The sequence below is a fragment of the Rhodobacter sp. NSM genome (assembly GCF_052244495.1).
GTDB lineage: Bacteria > Pseudomonadota > Alphaproteobacteria > Rhodobacterales > Rhodobacteraceae > Cereibacter_A.
Map to the genome: position 1 here is coordinate 489,051 of NZ_JBQPXH010000003.1, position 17,779 is coordinate 506,829.

Here is a 17,779-nt window from a genome sequence, read left to right on the forward strand (position 1 = left end):
GGTCGGAGATCTTGCACCCTCGAGGAAAGTGACCATGGCAGACGCCGCACAATTTCATGACCGAATGCTTTCGCTGGGCCTGGCCCGTGTGTCCGAGGCCGCTGCCCTCGCCTCGGCCCGCCTGATCGGGCGCGGCGACGAGAAGGCAGCCGACCAGGCCGCGGTCAACGCCATGCGCGACCAGCTCAACCTGCTCGACATCGCCGGCGTCGTCGTCATCGGCGAGGGCGAGCGCGACGAGGCGCCGATGCTCTTCATCGGCGAGGAAGTGGGCACCGGCCATGGCCCGGCCGTCGATATCGCCCTCGACCCGCTGGAAGGCACGACGCTCACCGCCAAGGACATGCCGAACGCGCTGACCGTGATCGCGATGGCCCCGCGAGGCACGCTGCTTCACGCGCCCGACGTCTACATGGAGAAGCTTGCCATCGGCCCGGGTTATGCGCCCGACACCGTGACGCTGAAGATGAGCCCGGCAGAGCGCGTCCAGGCGCTGGCCAAGGCGAAGAACGGCACCGCCGAGGACGTGACCGTCTGCATTCTCGAGCGCCCGCGCCACGAGGATCTGATCGCCGAAGTCCGCTCGACCGGCGCCGCGATCCGTCTCATCACCGACGGCGACGTGGCCGGCGTCATCCACTGCGCCGAGGCGCATCTCACGGGCATCGACATGTACATGGGCTCGGGTGGCGCGCCCGAGGGCGTGCTCGCCGCCGCCGCGCTCAAGTGCATGGGCGGGCAGATGTATGGCCAGCTCCTGTTCCGCAACGACGACGAGCGTTCGCGCGCCCGCCGCGCCGGCATCCAGGATCTTGACCGGATCTACACCCGGGACGAACTGGTGACGGCCGACGTGATCTTCGCCGCGACCGGCGTGACCAACGGCTCGATCCTTTCGGGCATCAAGCGCGAGCCGGGCTGGGTGACGACCGAAACGATCCTGATGCGGTCCAAGACAGGCTCGGTCCGCCGGATGAGCTACCGCAACCCGGTGAAATGACAGGCCCGGCGGCGCGCGCCTTCCTGGGGGTCGAGGCCTCCGCGACCGGGCGCCGCTGGGTCGGCCCTTCCCCCGAGGAGGACCGGCTGGCCGAGGCGATGGCGCAGACCACGCGCCTGCCCCTCGCGCTCTGCCGCACGCTGGTGCGGCGGGGCGTCGCGGCCGCGGATGCCGAGACCTTCCTCGCACCCGCGCTGCGCGACCTGCTGCCCGATCCGCTGACGCTGAAGGACATGGCGCCTGCCGCCGCACGGCTCCTGCAGGCGGTGGCGCGGCGCGAGCGGATCGCGATCTTCGCCGACTATGACGTGGACGGCGGCTCGTCGGCTGCTCTGCTGATCGTCTGGCTCCGGGCGCTGGGGCGGACGGCCACGCTCTACATTCCCGACCGGATCGACGAGGGCTATGGCCCGAACGTGCCCGCCATGCAGGCGCTGGCCGAAGCGCATGACCTGATCCTCTGCGTCGATTGCGGCACGCTCTCGCACGAGCCCATCGCGGCGGCGAAAGGGGCGGATGTGGTGGTGCTCGATCACCACCTCGGCGCCGAAACCCTTCCGCCGGCGCTCGCGGTCGTGAATCCCAACCGTCAGGACGAGGATGGCGCGCTCGGCCATCTCTGCGCGGCCTCGGTCGTCTTCCTGCTCCTTGTCGAGGCGAACCGCCGCCTGCGGGCCGAGGGCGTGCAGGGGCCGGACCTGATGGCGATGCTCGACCTCGTGGCGCTGGCCACGGTGGCCGATGTGGCGCCGCTGACAGGCGTCAACCGGGCGCTGGTGCGGCAGGGGCTGAAGGTCATGGCGCGTCGCGAACGGCCGGGTCTCGTGGCGCTGGCCGACGTGGCGCGGATGAACGCGGCACCGACCGGCTACGCGCTGGGCTTCCTGCTCGGTCCGCGAGTCAATGCGGGGGGGCGGATCGGGCAGGCCGATCTCGGTGCGCGACTTCTGGCAACGGACGACCCGCGCGAGGCGCAGGCGCTGGCGGTGCGGCTCGACCAGCTCAACACCGAGCGGCGCGAGATCGAGGCCCGCGTCCGCGAGGAAGCGCTGGCCCAGGCCGAGGCGCGCGGCCTCTCCGGCCCCCTCGTCTGGGCCGCGGGCGAGGGTTGGCACCCGGGCGTCGTGGGCATCGTCGCCGCCCGCCTGAAGGAGGCCACGAACCGACCCGCCGTCGTGATCGGGCTCGAGAACGGGATCGGCAAGGGCTCGGGCCGGTCGATCTCGGGCGTGGACCTCGGAGCATCCGTGCATCGCGTGGCGCAGGAGGGGCTCCTGCTGAAGGGCGGCGGCCACAGGATGGCCGCGGGCCTGACGGTCGAGGAGGGCCGCATGGAAGCTGCGATGGAGCGGCTGGCCGAGCTTCTGGCCCGGCAGGGTGCTGCCTCGGCCGGGCCCGCCGACCTGCGCCTCGACGGGCTTCTGATGCCCTCGGCCGCAACATCGGCTTTCGTGGAACAGATCGAATCGGCCGGCCCCTACGGCGCGGGGGCCGCCGCTCCGCGCTTTGCGCTGGCCGACCAGCGCGTGGTGTGCCGGCGCATGGGCGACAAGCACCTGCGGCTGACCGTCGGCGGCGCCGAGGGCAGGCTCGAAGCGGTGGCCTTCGGCTGCTTCGACGGCCCGCTGGGGCCGCTGCTCGAAAGCGGAGGGGCCGCGCGATTCCACCTCGCAGGCCGGCTCGAGATCGACACCTGGGGCGGCAGCGCGCGCGTCCAGATGCGGCTCGAGGACGCCGCGCGGGCATGATCTTCCGGCAGGATCAGAATTCCTCTTGCGCTGTCCGCCGCGGCGAAATATGACCGCGCCTGTTCCGACTGGCCCGTTCGTCTATCGGTTAGGACACCAGGTTTTCAACCTGGGAAGAGGGGTTCGACTCCCCTACGGGCTGCCACTTCTTCCCGTGAGACAGACCGGCCGGAGCGGCCGCGACCTGTGCGCCGGATCGGCAGAACCTCCCGCAACGCATCCTTCCTGAAGCGATCAGGTCAGGACCTGCGCGCGTCCGCGCCTGCATGGGCGGGACCTGCGGCATCTCTTCCGGGCGGCAGGCGCTCCGAGGTCAGGCCGAACCTTGATCACAATCCCGAGGCACAGGGGCGGAAGACCGTCCGGGCGCGGCCCTCGCGCTTGGCGTGGTAGAGGGCCGTGTCGGCGGTGCGGCTCGCCTCCGGCAAGGCGCCGCTGCCCGCAGGCAGGTGCGTCACGCCGATGCTCACGGTGATGTCCACACGCCTGCTTTCGTCAACCCGGCAGCTCATCATCAGCATCCGCTGCAGTCGTTCTGCAGCGCGTTCGGCCTCCGGCGCATCGACGTCCGGAAGCAGCACCGCGAATTCCTCGCCGCCGAGACGGATCACGCTGTCTCCCGGCCGCACCGCATGCCGCAGCCGATCGGCCGCCGCACGCAGCACCTCGTCCCCGGCCTCGTGACCATAGACGTCGTTCACCCGCTTGAAGTGATCGATGTCCACGATCATCAGCCCGGTGCCCCGCGACCGCGCCAGCGCGTCCGCATCGGCGAAGCGCCGCTCGAAGCTTCGACGGTTCAGCACGCCGGTCAAGGGATCGGTCTGCGACTCGGCAACCAGCGCACGCTCGCGCGCGGCTGCCGCACGCTCTCGCTGCAGGAAGGTTCCGAAGACCAGCGCGCCGAGCAGGTTCAGCAGGACGAGCGTCAGGCCGATCATCGTGCGCGTATGCTGTTGTCCGACCGGAAACCAGGCCAGCACGACAAGCGGCAACGAGATCATGGCCGCAAGCAGAATGAGGCCGGCGAAGTGCCCGGTCCGGAGACGCGTGCGCAGCATCGGCCAGAGAGACCCCATGACGGCTGCACAGATCATGCCGGTCACGGCGAGGGCGCTCACGGTGGCCGGGTCCATGGCCACTCGCGCCACGATGCCCACGACGAGGGCGACCGAGGCCCCCAGCGGTCCGAGAAATGCGCCCGCGAATCCGATGAAGAGAGCGCGGCTGTCGATGACGATGCCCGGTGCAATGGTCAGCGACTGCATGATCGAGACGCTGGCGCCGAAGCCGAAGGCCAGCCCCAGAAGCAGATGCCGCAGGGGTCTCGACCAGTTCAGGCGCTGGACGCTGCCATAGACGAGCGCGATCGCGCCCATCATCGCAAAGCTGTTGATCAGATGGAGAATGAGCGCCACCAGATGCATTCCATGACTATGGGCGCCTCGGACGACGCGGGCGGAACTTGCCTGACAGAAAGCCTCTCTGCAACCTGAGAGCGTGGAATTATCTTCCGGCCGTCCGCAAAGCGACGCTCATTGCGAGAATTGTGCACGAGGGCGCGCGACGCGCGCCTCCGGCGGGCTTGCCGCTCATCGGGGCTGCCCGGGATCAAGCAAACACGGCCTTCCGGAGGAAAGCGCGCTGGGGCATGATGGCGTCATGATTGCGACCCGTTCCATCGACCTGAACGCCGATCTCGGCGAGAGCTTCGGCCCTTGGCGCATGGGCGATGATCGGGCGATGCTCGCCATTGTCACTTCGGCCAATATCGCCTGCGGCGGCCATGCGGGCGATCCCGAGACCATGGCCGCGACCCTCGCCGAAGCGAAGGCGCGCGGGGTGCGCGTGGGGGCCCATCCATCCTACATCGACCGCGAGGGCTTCGGGCGGCGTGTAATCCCGATGACACCGGACGAGATCTCGCGCATGGTTGCCTGCCAGATCGGCGCATTGATGGGCGCGGCCGCCCTCGCCGGCGTTCAGGTGGCCTATGTGAAGCCGCACGGCGCGCTCGGAAACCTCGCCGCGGACGAGCCCGAGGTCGCACGGGCGGTCGCACGGGCGGTCCACGCAGTCTCGCCGAGGCTCGCGCTGCTCGCCATCTCGGGGACCGAGCTCGAGCCCGCCGGGCGTGAAGCGGGACTGGCCGTCTATTCCGAAGTCTTCGCGGACCGTGCCTATCTGCCGACAGGACGGCTGGTGCCCCGCAGGCAGTCGAACGCCATGATCGAGACTGTGGAAGAGGCCGTCGCGCGCCTGCTGGACTTTCTCGAGACCGGTCGCATGCCGGCGCTCGGCGGAGGCGCGATCGCCCTTGCCGCGCAGTCGATCTGTGTCCATGGCGACAGCCCCGGCGCAGTGGCGATGGCACGCGGCATCCGACAGGCCCTGACCGGTGCCGGCATGACGCTGGCGCCCTTCCTTCCATGAGCGCCTTTCCCCGGCTGCGTCCGGTGGCCGAGCGCGCGGTGCTGGTGGAATTCGCCGAAGAACCGTCGCCCGAGGCCGAGGCAGGTGTGGCCGCCCTCGACGCGGCAGTCGCGGCTTCTCCGTTTGCCGGCTTCGACGAGGCCGTGCCCGCCTATGTGAGTCTCCTCGTCACCTTCGACCCGCTCTGCACCGACCATGAGGCCGTCGCGGCAGCCCTGCGGTCGCTGATCGCCGGGACGCCGCAGGATCGACGCGAGGGACGGCTCCACGAACTGCCCGTCTGCTACGATGAACCCTTCGCACGCGATCTGGCCGAGGTCGCCGACCGGACCGGTCTGGCGCCCGAGGCCGTGATCGCCGCGCATTCGGGCGCGGACTATCGCGTGGTGATGTACGGGTTCGCCCCGGGCTACGCCTATCTCACCGGCGTTCCCGGGACGCTGCATCTGCCGCGCAAGCCTGCGGCACTTCGGGACATTCCATCGGGAAGCCTGCTGATCGCAGGCCCGCAGTGCCTCGTCTCGACGCTCACCATGCCGACGGGCTGGTGGATCCTCGGCCGGTCGCCGGCGCGCATCCTGACCGGCGAGGCGGGCCGACCCTTCCTCTTCGATCCGGGCGACAGGGTCCGCTTCCGACGCATTCCTGCCGGGGACATGCCCGAATGACGGCGCTGCTGCGGGTGGTCGAGGCGGGGCCTCTCTCTTCCCTGCAGGATGCCGGGCGACCCGGACTGATGCGCTACGGCGTGCCGAGGTCGGGACCAATGGACGGCGAGGCGCTCTCCCTCGCCAATGCGGCGCTGGGAAATCCGCCGGATGCGACGGCGCTGGAGGTGTCGTCCGGCGGTCTGGTGCTCGACTGCGTCGAAGGGGCGCTCTCCGTGGCGCTCGTGGGCGAAGGGTTCCACGCCGCCTGCGGCGGGATCCGGCACGAGGCGAACGTCGTCCTGTCCCTCCTGCCCGGCGAGCGGCTGGCCATTCGCTCGAGCGGGGGAAGCTGGGCCGTGCTGGCTCTCGCCGGCCGGATCGAGGTCGCCGAATGGCTCGGCAGCCGGTCCACCCATGCCCTCTCGGGTCTGGGCGGCGGCCTCCTGCGGGCCGGGCAGGAGATCCGCCTGTCGGAGGCCACGCTCCGCCCGGAGCGGCACGGCGTGCTCGACCCCCTGCCCCGTCCCACCGGGCTGCTGCGCGTCACCCTCGGACCGCAGGAGCGGTTCTTTTCCGCCGAGACGCTGTCCCGCTTCCTCGACGAGCCCTTCCGGATCTCGTCGGCGCGAGACCGGATGGGACAGCGGCTCGACGGACCTCCGCTTCCGGTCCGGGCGCTGGACATGCCCTCCGAGGCCGTGCTGCGCGGGTCAGTGCAGGTCTCGGGGGACGGCGTGGCCACCGTGCTGATGGCCGACCACCAGACGACGGGCGGCTATCCCAGGATCGCGACTGTGATCGGCCCCGACCTCGACACCCTCGCCCGGATGAGGCCGGGCGATGCGGTGCGCTTCGCCGCGGTCAGCCCCGCCGAAGCGACCGGGATCACGCGCGCCGTTCACGAAGCGCGAATGGAAAGGCTCGCCCGCAGCGCCGCGCCACGGGATCTGTCGGCGCGGCTCGCGGGGGCCAACCTGATAGGCGGCGTGGTGGATGCCCGCGACTGAGGCGGGCTCAGCGAGCCAGCACCGGATGCAGCACGCGTCCCGTATCCTCGAAGGCCGTGATGTTGTCGATCGTCGTCCGGGCGATTCCGGTCAGCGCCTCGCGGGTGAAGAAGGCCTGGTGCCCGGTGATGAGCACGTTCGGGAAGGTCAGCAGCCGCGCGAAGACGTCGTCCTGGATCGCCTTCTGCGACAGATCCTCGAAGAAGAGATCGGCCTCCTCCTCGTAGACATCGAGCGCCAGTCCGCCGATCACCCCGCTCTTCAACCCACGGATCACCGCGCTCGCATCCACCACCGCACCGCGGCTCGTGTTCACGATCATCACGCCGCGCTTCATGAGACCGATCGCCTTGTCGTCGATCAGGTGGTGCGTGTCGGGCGTCAGCGGGCACTGCAGGCTGATGATGTCGGATTCGGAGAAGAGCCGGTCCAGCGGGACATAGGTCACGCCGCTCGCCGCGCAGTCGTCGGAGGGATACGGATCCGAGGCGATCACCTTGCAGCCGAAGCCCTGCATGATCCCGGCGAAGGTCCGACCGATGAGCCCGGTTCCCACGACACCGACCGTCTTGCCGCAGAGATCGAAGCCGAGCAGCCCCTCCAGCGCGAAGTTGCCCTCGCGCACCCGGTTGAAGGCGCGGTGGGTGTTGCGGTTGAGCGTCAGGATCAGCGCGACGGCATGTTCGGCGACGGCATGTGGCGAATAGGCGGGCACCCGCCCCACGGTCAGCCCGGCCGCTTCGGCCGCGGCGAGATCCACGTGGTTGAAGCCGGCCGAGCGAAGCGCCACAAGCCGTGTGCCTGCGGCGGCGAGCTCGGCGATGACCGGGGCCGTCACCTGATCGTTGACGAAGGCACAGATGCATTCCGCGCCGCCGGCGAACCGCACCGATTCTTCGGACAGGCGCGCCTCGATGAAAGCCAGCCGATGCCTGCCCTCATTGGCGGCAGCGAGGAAATGGCGGTCGTAGGGCTTGGCACTGAAGATGGCAACGTCCAAGGCAGGCTCCTTCCGGTTCAACCCGCGGAGGCTAAAGCCTTGACGCAGGGGTCCGTCAAGGCCCGGGGGCCAGTGCACGGGGATTGGCACACAACCTGCTCAGCAGAACGGCAGCTTGGGCCAAGGTGCGGTGGCGGCGGTCGGCGGCTGCACGGCGCTTGCGGGACCGGCAGCCGCTTCCCATCTCTGGCCCTCAGACGGAGGGGTCGCATTGGATGCCGAGACAGAAGCCGCCCTCATCGCCGCGGGTCGCAGCTACTTCGCGCGCCGCCGCGAGAAGGTGGCGGGGTTCGCTCACCGAAATTTCGGCGTGCGAGGAACGCTGGGGCTGCATCGGCGCGCGCTCGGCTGGGACATCCTGAAGGCGCCGCTGAACGTCGCCCTCTCTCCGGTCTTCGTGGCGACCCGGCTCGGGGCCCTGCTCGCCGATGCAGCCCGCGCGCGGGGCGCCGCCCGCTGGCTGCGGTCGCGACGCATCCTGCTGCCCACCGCCGTCGCGCGCGAGGCGGAGCGGCGCATCGTGGCCGACCTTCTGGAACTTCCGTGGCGTGCGGACGGGCGCGCGTCGTCCCATGATGCGCTGGCCGAGGCCATGCTCGCCGAGCCAGCGCTTCGCGATCTGATCCGCAGGCGGCTCGAGGCGGGGGTCGAGGCGCGGGTGGCGGCACGGCTGGGCGACTATACCGGCACGCGGTCCGCGGTGGCCGAAATGACCACCGCTCTCGGCACCCTTGGCGCGGGTGCGCTGGCGTTCAACGCCCTGACGCCGGGGGTGCTGTCCCTCGCGCCGACGCTCTCGGCGATCCTCGCCCATCAGGCGGCGCTGGCGGCCTTCCCACTCGGAGGTGCGCTCGGCTCGGTCTGGCTCGGCCTCTTTCCGGCGGCCGCCTCGCCGATTCAGACCGCGGTGGTGGTTGCGGCGCTCATGCTGGCGGGTTCGACGTTCGCCGCCTTCGCGGGCGTGATCGCCGACCCGATCCAGACCCGGCTCGGCATCCACCAGCGGCGGCTCCACCGGCTGATCGATGCGCTCGAGGACGAATTCACAGGCTCGGGCCGTCAAGGATTTGTCGCACGCGAGCATTATCTTGCCCGGCTGATGGATCTGGCCGACGCGGGCGTTGCGACACTGCGGATGTTCCGGGGCTGACGGTCCGGGGCCGGGACGAGACGGGAGAGACGGATGGCAGGCAGGGCGGAAGACGCGGAAAGCGCCGGCGAGAGCGCGGAGGCCGCGTTGCGGCGCATTGCCGGGGAATGCTGTGCGGCCTTCGATGCCAACCTCGCCCGGCTGATGGAGGAGACCGATCCCGAGGGTCCGCACAAGGCCCGCGTGGCGCTGCGCCGTCTGCGCACGGCGCTGACGGCCTTCGACCCGATCCTCGATCCCGGGTTCGCGCGGAAGGCCGGGCGCCGGGCCCGGACGCTCTTTCGCATCGTGGGCGACCTTCGCGACGCCGACGTGCTGGCGGAGCATCAGGAGGACGAGCCCGAAGGCGCCGCGGCGGCACGCGACGCCGACCGGATCCGCCAGAAGGTCCGCAAGCGCCTCCGCCGCGAGAAGGCGGTGCGCTTCGCTCCGAAGATCGGCAAGACGCTCGCCAAGACAGCCTGGCGACGCAGCGGTCGGCGCACACGCGTGCTGGCGGAGGGGTCGGCCGCGCTCGTGGGCGGCCGTGCTCTGGGCGACGCCTGGGCGACCTGCCTCTCGCATGGCGACGATCTGTCGGCGATGCCGGACGAGGATCGGCACGAGTTGCGCAAGGACCTGAAGACGATGCGTTACACCGTCGAGTTCTTCGGAGAGATCTGGTCAGGCGAGGCTCAGGAACGCTTCCTCGCACGCATGAAGGACCTGCAGGATGAACTTGGCCACCTGAACGATCTCGCGATGCTCCGCCGGGAGGGCGTCGCCGACGATGAGCGGGACGGCGAGGAGGCAGAGGCGATGCGGAAGGCGGCGGCGATCTGGTCCGACCTGGGCTCGTCCCCCGTCTGGTGGCAGGAAGGTGCCGGACGGCCGTCGGGCGATGGCGCCTAGCGACGGGCGCGTCCCTGCCGGCGGCAGGCAAGATGCCCGGACTGACAAACCCTGCCGATCCAGGTCACGGAAATCTCAAGCGCCTCGTGCGCGGTCCGAGCCACCCGTCTGCCGCATGACGGCCAGTCCTCGTCCCGCGCGCTTCGCCGCATAGAGCGCCGCATCGGCATCGCCGAGCATGTCCGCAGGCTGCGGCCGGTCGTAGAGCACCGAGAGCGTCATGCCGATGCTGGCGGATACGCGGCAGAGCCCCTCGCCGTAGGGGATGGGCTTGTCCACTTCCGCGATCATGCGCATTCCGATCTTCCGCAACTGCTCTCCATCCGCGACGCCGGGAAAGATCATCATGAACTCGTCACCGCCAATGCGCGCCACGGTGTCGCCGGTGCGGGTTTCGCGCGTCAGCACCTCGGCCACGCTGCGCAGCACCTGGTCGCCCGCGGCATGGCCATATCCGTCGTTCACCTGCTTGAAGAAGTCGAGATCAAGGTGCATCAGGCCGAAGGGCCGGCGCGCCGCAATCGCAGCCTCGAGCGCCTGATCGAGCGCCCGGCGATTGCGCAGGCCCGTCAGTTCGTCGGTCAGCGCCTCTTCCTCGGCGGCGCGTCGTGCAAGTTCGAGCCGGCGATTGAGGCGATGAAGCTCCTCGGTGACGGCGGTCTTCGCCTCGACCAGATAGAGCAGTTCCACCGTGAGATCCGTGGCGGCAAAGTCGCCGTCGGTGAGGCCGTGGCGACGGACCGCGTCGAGCACGGTGATGCCGAAGGAAAGGTTCAGCAGGATCCCGCCGCCCTCGTGCAGCGGCGTCGCGACGCCGCGGAGGCTGACCCCGCCGCCATCGCGGGTGGCAAGATGAAGCCGCATGCCGGTGCGTGCCGCCAGCGCGGCCAGGGTCTCGATGCCGGCAGGCCGGCGCACTTCGAAGAGGTCGAAGAAGGATCGCCTGACTGGCGACCGGTGGAAGAGCTTTCTCAGCGTGGGGCCGCAGCCCGCAATGCCTCCTTGCGCGTCGAGCCGGATGTGCATCGGCATCAGCAGGTCTAGCCCCCCCGCCGAGAGATTGACCGGCTTGGCCATGCTTCCCATCAGCCGAGACGCTCTGCCAGGTCGAAGGGCCGTCCCGCCGAAAAAGCTGCATCGAGCAGCACGATCGACACCACCTCGCCCTCGGCGGTCAGGCCGCGATGGTCGAGCATCACGAGCACCCCGTAGTCGTCGGCCATGGCGCGCAGCAGCCCCATCATCACGTAGCCCATCCCGGCGATGGGCGAGGCGCAGATCAGCCGGAAACGCTGCTGCCCCTGCCCGGTCAGCCGCAGGTCGGGCAGGTCGAGCTCGGGCAGCGCCAGCCGGGCACGGTCGGGAAGGTCATCCAGGGAATGCAGGAAATCGGTAAAGGTGACCCCCCCGAACCGCAGCAGCCGGCGCAGCGGCTCGGTCGTGGGATGCGAGACGAGATAGGTGCCCACATCCTCCAGCAGCGCCTCGCGCGGGCGGGCCAGCCGGGCACCGGCTGCGGCGATCACCGCCTCGGTCTCCGACGGGTCGTAGATCAGCATCGGCTCGAAGCTGTCGAAGCCGAGCCGCGCATCGCGTGCCACCTCGACCCACAGGGCGGGGCTGTAGGTGTCGCGAAGAAAGCACTCAAGCGCCCTGTTCACCAAGCCATGCATGATCCCCGGCCCTTCCGCATCCCGGGAGACACTATCGGCCTGCCCTTAACAAATGCCGAAGAGCCTAGGGCAACAGCAGGAACGCGCTGCCACCCGCCCGGAGGCTGTTCGCCGGGGCGGGCGCGAATTGGGGCGGATCGTCGAGCAGACCCGTCAGCAGCGCCTCGGGCGTCTCCGCACCGCCTGTGCCGAGGTCCTGGACCGCAAGCACGTGGAGGCGCCCGCCGCTGAGGCCGAAGCCCAGCCGGTTGAGCTCCCCCCGCGGACCCATCATCAGGACGAGCGCCTCCTTCCCTTCCCTCTCGGTCAGGAAGTCCCCCACCATCATCACGCATCCCGGACGTCCGTCCGGCAGCTCCAGCCGGCAGGAGTCGCGCCAGACCCGCCGCTCTGCCGGGGCGAGCCGGGCCACGATGGCTTCGCGCATCTCCGCCTCTCCCTCGGGACGGACGGCCATCAGCCCCGCAAGTTCGACCGCCAGATCGTCGGTGGCGCGCGGGCGGCCCGGCACGCCGGGCCGGGCGAGCCGATCGGCGAGCGCCTGCTGACCGGGCTCGGCGGCCTTTCGCTGCAGCGCCTCGAGGGCTTCCGCCCCCTCGATACCCCAGCGGCCGATCGAATAGGGGTCGAGATCGGTCAGCGAGGTGCGCCCATCGAGGAACCGCGAGAGCTGGTCGCGCGCCGAGATGCGCGTGGCGTCGAGAACCGGCGACTGCCAGAGGACCGAAACGCCCAGAAGGGCAAGCGCCATGGCGACATTGCCCTTGCGGATGCGCTCCATCCAGCTGCGCCCCGAGAGAACCGAGCCCGCATAGATCAGCCCGTAGGCCAGCGCGATGGCCGCGGCAACGGCCCCGGCGAGCCGGTCCGGCGTCCAGCCGAACTGCTCCACCCGCTGCCAGATCGCCCAGGCCGCAAGCGCCGCGGGCACCGGCAGGAGCAGCGCCAGCGCCTGCGTCGCCCGGCGCATGAGACGACCCTGCACGGCCTCGGCATTGCTCTGGTCGATCGCCGTCGTGACAAGAAGCGCCGCAATGGCAGCCATGAAGATCAGCGTCTGCGCCACCGGAACGCTGCCGAAGATCGTGCCGAAGCCCTGCACCGGCAGACCGAGGATGAAGAGCACCATGACCAGCAGCACCGGCGGCAGCAGGAGCCGCAGCAGCTTCAGCACGAGCGTGGGCGAGATCAGCTCGGAAAACTCCATCACCACGGCCAGTGCGACGCCCAGCGAGAGGCCGGTGATCAGCCAGGGGCCGGCTTCCGTCTCGACGATGCGACCGATCAGTCCGACGCCGACAAGCTCGAGCAGCGCATCCGACAGCAGGATCAGTCCCCAGACCAGCAAGGTGAAGAGGACGGCCGCCGCCATGCGGACCACAATGGTCCAGGATGCCGCGAAGAGCGCCGGATAATCGCGCCAGTTTCCCTCCGCCCGTGCCACGAGGAAGGGCAGCGGGACGAAGGAGAGGATCAGCAGCGGAATGACGCTGCCCGCCACGTCGAACATGGCCTCCGTGCCGTCGAAGCGCAGGCTCGACACCAGAAGGGCCAAGCTGACGACCGCGGCCACGGCCGCCGATCCGGCCGCGGCGCGGCCGGCGGCGAGCGGACCCGTGAGGCTGAGCCAGCCGCCGAAGAAGACCGCGGCATATCCCGTCGCGCCCAGTGCCAGCCGGTCCGGCAGGATATCCTGCTCGGACACCTCGAGCAGCAGGTGCAGGCACAATCCCGCGAGGCCGCCCATGGCGGCCATCATCAGCCGCTGCCGCATGTTCCCGTCCATCGCCCGCCTCGCCGTCAGAGGTCCTTCGCGGGGACGCTATCGCGAATGCTCCGGGGCTTCCAGACACCCGGCAAGAGACCGCTCAGGACCCCTGCCCAAGCCCATCCTGCCGCAGCGGTCAAGGGCCGGAATCGGCGGACAAGCGACCGGCGTCAGGGCTTTTTTTGAGGATGCGTCGTCATCGAGGGACGACTGGTCTCCTGTCGAAGGAGTCTTCCCGACAGGGCAAACGCCGGAGATCCGAAGCCCGCAGCGGGCACAGCGCCTGCACGCCCTGCCGGTTCCGTCACATGAACGGCCGCGACTTCGGATGGGGCCGCTTACGCTGCACGATTCCGGCCTTGCGCCGGTTCAGGCCGCCGCCAGCCCGTCGATCCAGTCGGCGAGGCCGCCAATGTCAGGGAGGATCACGTCGGCGAAACCCGCGAGTTCCTCGGCGACAGCAATTCCGGTCAGGACCGCCACCGTCTGCATCCCGGCGGCACGTCCCGCGATGAGGTCATGGGCGGAATCTCCGACCATCACCACATGCTCGGGCTCGATCCCCGTGCGATCCGCGAAGGCCAGGAGCATCCCGGGCTCGGGCTTGCCGCCATGGCCGGAATCCGCGCCCGCGATGAAGTCGAAAAGCTCGGTCAGCCCGTGGCGCCCGAGATGCGCCCGCGCCGGAGCCTCGGAATCGTTCGTGGCCAGCCCGATCTTCAGACCGCGCGCGCGCAGCTGCGCCAGAAGCGGCGCAAGCGGCACCGCTTCGGCCATCTCGGCACCCGCAGCGAGCCGGTTCATCTGCGCCACCAGCTCGCGCTTGGTCCAGCCGGGCAGGAGCGGCAGGAGCAGTTCCGCGATCTCGTCGGCCGTCGACGCGATCACCGGGCTCCATGGCGCGAAGGCGCCGGTGTCCATGTCGTAGCCGAGCGCCGCCGCCAGTTCGCGCGCCTGCGCCTCGCTCGAGGAGATCTCGCGGAGCAGGTGCGACGACCACGTGCCCCAGCTTCGGCGGAAGTCGAACAGAGTGCCGTCCTTGTCGAAGATGATGCCGTGGATCATGTCGCGTCCTCCCTGCGCGCAGCAAGAGTGGGCATCCTGCAAAATCTTTGCAACGGGCTCATGTCCAGTGCTGCGTCATTCCGCCCGGAATCGCGGCCCGCGCCCGCATGGGTGCCTCGTAATCGAGCCCCTGCGCGTCGCAGAAGCCCATCACGCGGGCGTCCTCGGCCATCAGGAAGTCGAGGACCCCGATCAGGAACGCGGGCTTTGCCGCATCGCGACGCACATCCTCGACCGTGGCGCCGGTCATGTGAAGGAACGCATCCAGCAGCCCCTCCTGCGAGGCCAGCCATCCCAGCGCCTGCAGCGCGAGCGCTTCGGCGGATTGTTGCCGCATTCCCGTCCCCCGTGTCATTCGGCGCAGGCTCGTCAGAGCATATCCGCTGTAGATCCGAAAGGAACTTTTAACCAATTCTGCCCCAATCTGTGGGCCTGGCGACGCAGGAAGACACACGACATGGGCGGCAAGGTTCTCATTGCGGACAATGTTGCGACGAACCGCATCGTCCTGAAGGTCAAGCTCGGAGCGGCTTGCTACAGCCCGATCCTCACGGCCGACGGGACCTCCTGCCTCGCCGCCGCGCGAAGCGAAAGCCCGGACCTCATCCTGCTGGACAGCTCGCTGCCCGATCTCGCGGGGATCGAGGTGCTGCGCCGCCTCCGGGCCGATCCGGTCACGCGCGACATTCCCGTCATCATGATCTCGGCCTCGCGCGATGCCGACCTGCGGCTCGAGGCGCTGGCCGAGGGCGCGGACGACTATCTGGGCAAGCCCGTGGACGATCCGGTGCTCATGGCGCGCCTGCGCAGCCTCATGAGGCTCCGGCAGAACTCCGGCGAGGGGGCGATCCGGGGCGCGGCGCTCCGCGCCCTCGGCCTTGCCGAGCCGCCGGAGGCCTTCGAGGGGCCGGGCCTCATCTCCCTGGTGGCCAGCCGCAGGGACTGCGCGATGCGCTGGCGGAAAGAGCTGCAGGCGCTGATGCCCGACCGGCTGGTCGTGCAGAGCCGCGAAGAGGCGCTGGACGAGACCGGCACCATCCCCGACATCTTCGTCATTGATGCCGATCTGGACGGAGCGGGCGGCGGGCTGCGCCTCATGTCGGATCTGCGCAGCCGCGCGGGCTCGCGCCATGCCGCGGTCTGCATTGTCCGCGGCGAGGTGGGCGGCGAAGGCGCGGCCATGGCCTATGATCTGGGTGCGAACGACCTTCTCCCCGCGGCCTTCGACGCGCGCGAGGCGCGCCTTCGGCTGCGGAACCTGCTCCGACGCAAGCGCCGCGCGGACGAGACGCGGGCGACGCTGCAGAACGGGCTCCGCCTCGCGGTGGTCGATCCGCTGACCGGCCTCTACAACCGCCGCTATGCGGGCGCCCATCTCGCCGCCATGGCCGAACGGGCGCGGCAGACGGGCGAGCGGTTTGCGGTGATGGTGCTCGATCTCGACCGGTTCAAGTCGGTGAACGACCGCTGGGGTCACGGTGCGGGCGATTCGGTCCTTGTCGAGGTTGCGCGGCGTCTGCATGCCAACCTGCGGCCCGGCGATCTCATTGCCCGAATCGGCGGCGAGGAATTCCTCGTGGCCCTGCCCGAGGTGCGCGGCCCCGAGGAGGCGCGGGCGGTGGCGGAGCGGTTGCGCGAGGCCGTGGAGGAACTGCCCGTCACCCTGTCCTGCGGCGGCAGCCTGAGGGTCACGATCTCGGTGGGCCTCGCCTTCTCGCTCGAGGATCACGCGCTGCGGACGGAGCCGGTGGACGAGATCGTGCACCGTGCCGACAGCGCGCTCCTCGTGGCCAAGTCCGGCGGGCGCAATCAGGTGACGATCGAGCGGAGCGCGGTCGCCTGAGCGCGGCTCAGTCCTGCATCCGATCCCGCCCGTCCCGCCGCTCGCCATGATGGCCCCGGCGGGTCAAGCTTTCCGCAAGCCTGTCGGCGAAGGCACGCCGCTCGTCCGGCGTCATGGCCCCGATCCTCTGACCGAGCAACCGCGCACCCAGTTCGGCCGTCCGCGCCCCGCGCTGCTGCTGGCGATCGAGCACCGCCTGAAGCGCGGCCGGGTCGAAGGGCTCGGCACGCAGGATGGCCAGCATCGACTGGAAGTCCTCGCGCATCTCGCGGCGGATCATGCGGAAATCGCCCCGCTGGTCGAGGAAGGCACGGCGCATCTCCTTGCGGTCCTCGGGCGCGAGCGCCTCGGAGAAGGGACCGAACCCCAGATCGCGCACCGGCCCGCGCATCTCGCCCGAGTGGAAGCGCCACATCGCGCCGCCCGCCATGCCGACGACAGCCAGGTTCAGCGCAACCGACACGGCGAGCGCGATCCTCATCCAGAGCGGCGAGCGCGGAGCGGGAGGGGGGGCAGACGTCATCTCGGTCATGTCTCAGCCTTCCACCGGCGTCTCGAGACTTGCGAAGAGCTCGTAGCCGGGCACGAGATCCACGCTTTCCAGCTGGTCCCCCGCCGATCCGCCCCAGAGCGCCTCGGCCACCGGCGCGGGCTGGGCCACGCCGATCCAGATCCCCGCAAGGGTCGCGGTGGCAAGGCCCGCAAATAGCCCTCCGCCGCCGAAGAGCGCGACGCGCCACCGCCGTCCGCCGCGCGGCGCAGGCACGGGCGCCACGGGCACCGGCGCAGGCATCTCGGCCGCGGCATCGGCGAGGATCCGCGTCATCAGGTCGGCGGAGGGCACGGGAGCGCCGCGCCGCGCCTCGGCAAACAGATCTTCCAGATCGCTCTCGCGCATCTCAGCCTTCCTCATACCCCAGTTCGGCACGCTGCCCCGCAAGCAGCGCCGCCAGAGCCCGCTTTCCCCTCGCGGTCAGGCTCTCCACCGCTTCGACGCCCACCTGCATCACCTCGGCGATCTCGGGGTTCGAGAGACCCTCGAGATGGCGGAGCACCACCGCCTGCCGCTGCCGCTCGGGCAGGGCGGCAAGCGCCGCATCGAGCGCCCGCATCCGGTCGCCCTCGATCAGCGCCGTCTCGACGCCGGGCGAGGCATCGGGCACCTCGGGCGCATCGTCGAGCGCCGTCGCCGCCCGCCTCCGCCGGCCGCGGAGCCGGTCGGTGCAGAGGTTGCAGGCGACCCGGTAAAGCCAGGTCGAGACACGCGCCTCGCCCTGCCGCCAATCCGGCGCGACGCGCCAGAGCCGGAGCATCGCCTCCTGCGTCACGTCCTCGGCCTCGGCCCGGTCCGACAGCATGCGCGTGGCGACCGCCAGCACCCGGGGTGCCATGCGAAGGGACAACGAGCGTGCAGCGGCGGAATCGCCGTTGGCGTAGAGCACGAGCAACGCCTCGTCGGAGACGTCGGAAAGGGCATCGAACGGCATTTCCATCCTGTCCCCGGACTAGCGCAGTCGCGCCCCACCTGCAATTTCCCCGCCCGGGGGCCGG

General features: G+C 70.1%; 18 protein-coding genes and 1 tRNA gene. 9 read left to right on the forward strand and 10 right to left on the reverse strand.

Annotation, left to right across the window (positions count from 1 at the left end):
- The first annotated feature begins 34 nt into the window (after positions 1-34).
- The 3 genes from glpX to ACTVZP_RS09405 all read left to right on the forward strand — a co-directional run bounded on the left by glpX (position 35) and on the right by ACTVZP_RS09405 (position 2,893).
- Positions 35-1,000 carry a class II fructose-bisphosphatase gene (gene glpX, locus ACTVZP_RS09395; protein WP_443211882.1) on the forward strand — a complete coding sequence of 322 codons (966 nt, stop codon included), beginning with the start codon at positions 35-37 and terminating at the stop codon, positions 998-1,000.
- Positions 997-2,748, forward strand: coding sequence for a single-stranded-DNA-specific exonuclease RecJ (gene recJ / locus ACTVZP_RS09400; RefSeq protein ID WP_443211883.1), 1,752 nt, complete (start codon positions 997-999; stop codon positions 2,746-2,748). The genes glpX and recJ overlap by 4 nt, the downstream gene beginning before the upstream one ends.
- Before the next feature lie 70 nt (positions 2,749-2,818).
- Positions 2,819-2,893: transfer RNA gene (locus tag ACTVZP_RS09405), tRNA-Glu, on the forward strand.
- A gap of 184 nt (positions 2,894-3,077) precedes the next feature.
- Here ACTVZP_RS09405 and ACTVZP_RS09410 read toward each other — a convergent pair.
- Complete coding sequence (locus ACTVZP_RS09410; RefSeq protein WP_443211884.1) at positions 3,078-4,166, reverse strand: diguanylate cyclase; 1,089 nt, start codon at positions 4,164-4,166, stop codon at positions 3,078-3,080.
- A 244-nt stretch (positions 4,167-4,410) separates the two neighbouring features.
- Here ACTVZP_RS09410 and ACTVZP_RS09415 point away from each other — a divergent pair, with 244 nt between their 5' ends.
- From ACTVZP_RS09415 to ACTVZP_RS09425, 3 genes are read left to right on the forward strand one after another with little or no spacing between them, the layout of a single operon-like run.
- Positions 4,411-5,181, forward strand: coding sequence for a LamB/YcsF family protein (locus tag ACTVZP_RS09415; RefSeq protein WP_443211885.1), 771 nt, complete (start codon positions 4,411-4,413; stop codon positions 5,179-5,181).
- Positions 5,178-5,849, forward strand: coding sequence for a 5-oxoprolinase subunit B family protein (locus ACTVZP_RS09420; protein ID WP_443211886.1), 672 nt, complete (start codon positions 5,178-5,180; stop codon positions 5,847-5,849). Before ACTVZP_RS09415 ends, ACTVZP_RS09420 begins: the two co-directional genes overlap by 4 nt.
- Entirely contained in the window at positions 5,846-6,838 is a 993-nt protein-coding gene (locus ACTVZP_RS09425; RefSeq protein ID WP_443211887.1) for a biotin-dependent carboxyltransferase family protein, read from the forward strand. Before ACTVZP_RS09420 ends, ACTVZP_RS09425 begins: the two co-directional genes overlap by 4 nt.
- Positions 6,839-6,845: 7 nt before the next feature.
- Here the strand turns inward: ACTVZP_RS09425 and ACTVZP_RS09430 are convergent, their stop codons facing one another.
- A complete protein-coding gene (locus tag ACTVZP_RS09430; protein WP_443211888.1) occupies positions 6,846-7,838 on the reverse strand; it encodes a 2-hydroxyacid dehydrogenase in 993 nt (330 codons plus the stop codon).
- Between the two features lie 211 nt (positions 7,839-8,049).
- Between ACTVZP_RS09430 and ACTVZP_RS09435 the strand changes: the two genes are divergently transcribed.
- Complete coding sequence (locus tag ACTVZP_RS09435; RefSeq protein WP_443211889.1) at positions 8,050-8,988, forward strand: DUF6635 family protein; 939 nt, start codon at positions 8,050-8,052, stop codon at positions 8,986-8,988.
- A 33-nt stretch (positions 8,989-9,021) separates the two neighbouring features.
- Positions 9,022-9,879 (forward strand): CHAD domain-containing protein, encoded by an 858-nt coding sequence (locus ACTVZP_RS09440; protein WP_443211890.1) that lies wholly within the window; start codon positions 9,022-9,024, stop codon positions 9,877-9,879.
- 75 nt (positions 9,880-9,954) lie between these two features.
- On the opposite strand, the gene ACTVZP_RS09445 is transcribed toward ACTVZP_RS09440, so the two are convergent.
- From ACTVZP_RS09445 to ACTVZP_RS09465, 5 genes are all read right to left on the reverse strand, one after another.
- Positions 9,955-10,965 carry a diguanylate cyclase domain-containing protein gene (locus ACTVZP_RS09445; protein ID WP_443211891.1) on the reverse strand — a complete coding sequence of 337 codons (1,011 nt, stop codon included), beginning with the start codon at positions 10,963-10,965 and terminating at the stop codon, positions 9,955-9,957.
- A complete protein-coding gene (locus ACTVZP_RS09450; RefSeq protein WP_443211892.1) occupies positions 10,965-11,552 on the reverse strand; it encodes a heme NO-binding domain-containing protein in 588 nt (195 codons plus the stop codon). The genes ACTVZP_RS09445 and ACTVZP_RS09450 overlap by 1 nt, the downstream gene beginning before the upstream one ends.
- Positions 11,553-11,616: 64 nt before the next feature.
- Entirely contained in the window at positions 11,617-13,338 is a 1,722-nt protein-coding gene (locus ACTVZP_RS09455; protein WP_443211893.1) for a DUF4153 domain-containing protein, read from the reverse strand.
- Positions 13,339-13,689: 351 nt separating this feature from the next.
- Entirely contained in the window at positions 13,690-14,385 is a 696-nt protein-coding gene (locus ACTVZP_RS09460) for an HAD family hydrolase (RefSeq protein WP_443211894.1), read from the reverse strand.
- Between the two features lie 58 nt (positions 14,386-14,443).
- Positions 14,444-14,722 carry a DUF3572 domain-containing protein gene (locus tag ACTVZP_RS09465; protein WP_443211895.1) on the reverse strand — a complete coding sequence of 93 codons (279 nt, stop codon included), beginning with the start codon at positions 14,720-14,722 and terminating at the stop codon, positions 14,444-14,446.
- Positions 14,723-14,842: 120 nt separating this feature from the next.
- On the opposite strand from ACTVZP_RS09465, the gene ACTVZP_RS09470 reads away from it, so the two are divergent.
- Positions 14,843-16,228 (forward strand): diguanylate cyclase, encoded by a 1,386-nt coding sequence (locus ACTVZP_RS09470; protein WP_443211896.1) that lies wholly within the window; start codon positions 14,843-14,845, stop codon positions 16,226-16,228.
- A 7-nt stretch (positions 16,229-16,235) separates the two neighbouring features.
- Here ACTVZP_RS09470 and ACTVZP_RS09475 read toward each other — a convergent pair whose 3' ends face one another.
- The 3 genes from ACTVZP_RS09475 to ACTVZP_RS09485 are packed head-to-tail and all read right to left on the reverse strand — an operon-like array spanning position 16,236 to position 17,721.
- On the reverse strand, positions 16,236-16,760 hold the full coding sequence (locus ACTVZP_RS09475) for a periplasmic heavy metal sensor (RefSeq protein WP_443211897.1): 525 nt from the start codon (positions 16,758-16,760) through the stop codon (positions 16,236-16,238).
- Positions 16,761-16,763: 3 nt separating this feature from the next.
- Complete coding sequence (locus ACTVZP_RS09480) at positions 16,764-17,126, reverse strand: dihydroorotate dehydrogenase (RefSeq protein ID WP_443211898.1); 363 nt, start codon at positions 17,124-17,126, stop codon at positions 16,764-16,766.
- Between the two features lies 1 nt (position 17,127).
- Positions 17,128-17,721: an RNA polymerase sigma factor gene (locus tag ACTVZP_RS09485; protein ID WP_443211899.1), complete on the reverse strand. Its 594-nt coding sequence runs from the start codon at positions 17,719-17,721 to the stop codon at positions 17,128-17,130.
- Between the last annotated feature and the right edge of the window lie 58 nt (positions 17,722-17,779).

Bases quoted from the DNA above. Each gene is read 5' to 3' on its own strand.
- recJ (WP_443211883.1), top strand. From the start codon at position 997: ATGACAGGCCCGGCGGCGCGCGCCTTCCTGGGGGTCGAGGCCTCCGCG.
- ACTVZP_RS09415 (WP_443211885.1), top strand. From the start codon at position 4,411: ATGATTGCGACCCGTTCCATCGACCTGAACGCCGATCTCGGCGAGAGC.
- ACTVZP_RS09455 (WP_443211893.1), bottom strand. From the start codon at position 13,338: ATGGACGGGAACATGCGGCAGCGGCTGATGATGGCCGCCATGGGCGGC.
- glpX (WP_443211882.1), top strand. From the start codon at position 35: ATGGCAGACGCCGCACAATTTCATGACCGAATGCTTTCGCTGGGCCTG.
- ACTVZP_RS09460 (WP_443211894.1), bottom strand. From the start codon at position 14,385: ATGATCCACGGCATCATCTTCGACAAGGACGGCACTCTGTTCGACTTC.
- ACTVZP_RS09440 (WP_443211890.1), top strand. From the start codon at position 9,022: ATGGCAGGCAGGGCGGAAGACGCGGAAAGCGCCGGCGAGAGCGCGGAG.
- ACTVZP_RS09445 (WP_443211891.1), bottom strand. From the start codon at position 10,965: ATGGGAAGCATGGCCAAGCCGGTCAATCTCTCGGCGGGGGGGCTAGAC.
- ACTVZP_RS09480 (WP_443211898.1), bottom strand. From the start codon at position 17,126: ATGCGCGAGAGCGATCTGGAAGATCTGTTTGCCGAGGCGCGGCGCGGC.
- ACTVZP_RS09485 (WP_443211899.1), bottom strand. From the start codon at position 17,721: ATGGAAATGCCGTTCGATGCCCTTTCCGACGTCTCCGACGAGGCGTTG.
- ACTVZP_RS09475 (WP_443211897.1), bottom strand. From the start codon at position 16,760: ATGACCGAGATGACGTCTGCCCCCCCTCCCGCTCCGCGCTCGCCGCTC.
- ACTVZP_RS09450 (WP_443211892.1), bottom strand. From the start codon at position 11,552: ATGCATGGCTTGGTGAACAGGGCGCTTGAGTGCTTTCTTCGCGACACC.
- ACTVZP_RS09470 (WP_443211896.1), top strand. From the start codon at position 14,843: ATGGGCGGCAAGGTTCTCATTGCGGACAATGTTGCGACGAACCGCATC.
- ACTVZP_RS09465 (WP_443211895.1), bottom strand. From the start codon at position 14,722: ATGCGGCAACAATCCGCCGAAGCGCTCGCGCTGCAGGCGCTGGGATGG.
- ACTVZP_RS09425 (WP_443211887.1), top strand. From the start codon at position 5,846: ATGACGGCGCTGCTGCGGGTGGTCGAGGCGGGGCCTCTCTCTTCCCTG.
- ACTVZP_RS09420 (WP_443211886.1), top strand. From the start codon at position 5,178: ATGAGCGCCTTTCCCCGGCTGCGTCCGGTGGCCGAGCGCGCGGTGCTG.